The 2590-nt window shown below is 75.7% G+C and carries 3 protein-coding genes; 2 read left to right on the top strand and 1 reads right to left on the bottom strand.

Going from position 1 to position 2590, the window contains the following annotated elements; all coding sequences use genetic code 11:
- A partial coding sequence (locus P1P70_RS43320) for a hypothetical protein (protein WP_319247811.1) occupies positions 1 to 217 on the bottom strand: 217 nt, incomplete at its 3' end.
- A 360-nt stretch (positions 218 to 577) separates the two neighbouring features.
- On the opposite strand from P1P70_RS43320, the gene P1P70_RS43315 reads away from it, so the two are divergent.
- Both P1P70_RS43315 and P1P70_RS43310 read left to right on the top strand, forming a co-directional pair.
- The gene (locus P1P70_RS43315; RefSeq protein WP_413471685.1) at positions 578 to 1609 is read left to right on the top strand and encodes a hypothetical protein; all 1032 of its coding nucleotides are present in this window, start codon (positions 578 to 580) and stop codon (positions 1607 to 1609) included.
- A gap of 197 nt (positions 1610 to 1806) precedes the next feature.
- Positions 1807 to 2590 (top strand): NAD-dependent epimerase/dehydratase family protein (locus tag P1P70_RS43310; RefSeq protein WP_319247807.1); only part of this gene is annotated, 784 nt, incomplete at its 3' end.

Genomic DNA, 2590 nt, shown 5'->3' with positions numbered 1-2590 from the left:
GGCGGAGCCGGGTGCCTGGGCCGGACGCGGCGTTGGTGGCGGGCGGGACTTCGGCTGCTGGGACCACGGCTTCAGCGGCGGCCACGGCCTCGGTTGCGACAACGGAGCCGGCAGCGGCCACGGGTTCGGCTGCGACCACGGAGCCGGCAGCGGCCACGGGTTGGGCCTCGGTGGCGAGCCCCGCCTCGGCCGGGTCCATGGCTTCGGCCCCGCGCACGGCTCAGGCGGCAGCGGCAGTGGCGGCCACGTCGGCCGCGGTCTCGGTGCGGGCTGTCGAGAGGCCTTCGGCTGCCGCCGCCGGGGAACCGGTTCCCGCCGCCGGGGAGCCGGTGCCCGCGGGGGAGGGGGCGCGATGAGCGAGCTGCGGTTGGACGGGCTGGACGGGCTCGACGGGCTCGACGGGTTCGATACGAAGCTCCCGCCCGGCGCCATGCCTTCGGGCGACCCCCTTGCCTCGCGGGACCTCGCCGCCCCGCCCGACCCTGTACTCCGGGCGGCCGACGACGGCCTCGCGCTACCCGGGGCCACATCCAGGCCCGCTCCCCGCCGCGGCGCCGTGGACCCCGTGAAGGCCCTGATGCGCCGGCACCGGGAACTCTGCGAGCGGGCGGTCGACCCCTTGGAGATCGCCGCCGGGCTGGAGGCGCACGGGGTGACCGACCGTACCGCCGCCCGCTTCCGGCACCGCGAGGTGTTCTCGCTCGCCGAGGAGATGTACGCACGCGTGTCGCGTGACGGGGAGGAATCCACGGAGCGCGAGCCGGTGCCGAGCGCGCCCGGCGCACGCGGTGGATGGGCTCTGTTCGCCCTGTTGCCGGGCGCCCTGTGCGCGGCGGGTGTCGCCGGGGTGCGGCTCACCGATGGCCAGCCCCGTCTCTTGGCCGCGGCCCTCGGCGCCCTGGCGGTGGCGCTGGGCCTGCGCGCGGCACTCGACCGGGGTCCACTGCGCGCACCGGTCGGCACGGCGGGCCGTACCCGTACCTGGACGTGTTGGCTGATCGCGTACGCCCTTCTCGGCGACGGCCTACTCGCGGGCGGTCTCGAAGGCGGGCCCCACGGCCTCTGGCCCATGGCCGTCGCACCCGTGCTCGCGCTCGCCCTGTCCTGTGCTCCCGCGGTCTGGTGCGCCCACCTCCTCTCCGTACGGGCCCGCCGCAAACTCACCGCCAGCCGGGGCCTCACGGAGTTCGCCGAGTCCATGAAGCCCCTGATCCTCGGTGTGTTCGCACTCCACCTCGGTGCCCTGGCCGCCCTGCTGGCGCTGTGCGGCGCGGCCCTGGACGAGCCCACCGGGTACGCCGGTGCCGCGGCCCTCGGGGCGCTCCTTCTGCTCGCCCGCCTCCTCACCGCTCACGGCTTCGCCCAGGCCCCGGTGGTCGCCCTCCGGGCAGCCGCCCTGGCCGAGGCGGTCGCGCTGGGCACCGTCTTCGCGAGCCGCCTGCCCGGCTGCTCCTTCCTGGCCGTCCCCGTCGAGACGGTCGCCCACGCCTGGGGGCCCGGAGCCGTACCCGCTCTCGTGTGCGGCGCCGCCACGCTCGCCCTGCTCGTCCACGCCACCCGCACGCTGACCCGGGCCTCGGCCCACGCCCTGCCCTCCGGGGCGACCTGACCCCCTCGGGCTCCGCACGACGGCCGTACACCGCCACGCGAAGTCCGAGCCCGATCGACGCACGGGGCCCACGCCTCAGACGTCCTCTCCCGCGGGGCCGACACCGCGGGCCACCTCATCACCCACGGCACCACCTCATAAGGAGAACGCCAGATGATCACCTCCCGAACCGGAGAGCCCGCCCCGGGAGCCGCCCGATGAGGGTCCTGCTGATCGGAGCCAACGGATATCTCGGCCGCTTCGTCGCCGAACGTCTGCTCGCCGACCCGGCCGTCCAGCTCACCGCGCTCGGCCGCGGCGACGACGCCGACGTACGGTTCGACCTCGCCACCGGCAGCCCCGGCGCGCTCACCCGCTTCCTGGACGCCGTCCACCCCGGAGTCGTCGTCAACTGCGCCGGCGCCACCAGGGGCGGCGCCCGCGAACTCACCCGGCACAACACCGTCGCCGTCGCCACCGTCTGCGAGGCCCTGCGCCGCAGCGGCTGCGGCGCACGCCTGGTGCAGCTCGGTTGCGGCGCGGAGTACGGGCCCAGCCAGCCCGGCTCCTCCACCGCCGAGGACGCCGTGCCCCGCCCCGGCGGCCCGTACGGGGTGAGCAAGCTCGCCGCCACCGAACTCGTCCTCGGCTCCGGCCTGGACGCCGTGGTCCTGCGCGTCTTCTCACCCGCGGGACCCGGTACACCCGCCGGCTCCCCGCTCGGCCGCCTGGCCGAAGCCATGCGCCGCGCCATGCAGTCCGGCGACGGCGAACTCAAACTCGGCGGTCTCGGCGTTCAGCGCGACTTCGTCGACGTACGCGATGTCGCCCGCGCCGTCCACGCCGCCTCGCTCTCCGCGGCCCAGGGCGTGATCAACATCGGCTCGGGCCGCGCCGTGCGCCTCCGTGACGCCGCGGCCGTTCTCGCCCGCGTCGCCGGTTACGGCGGCGCCCTCCACGAACCTGCCCTTAATAACCATCCCCAACCCAAAAAAAAAGGAA

The sequence above is a fragment of the Streptomyces sp. MB09-02B genome (genome assembly GCF_033794485.1).
GTDB lineage: Bacteria > Actinomycetota > Actinomycetes > Streptomycetales > Streptomycetaceae > Streptomyces.
The sequence above is the reverse complement of the archived record's forward strand: the minus strand, read 5'-3'. Positions and strand labels throughout refer to the sequence as shown.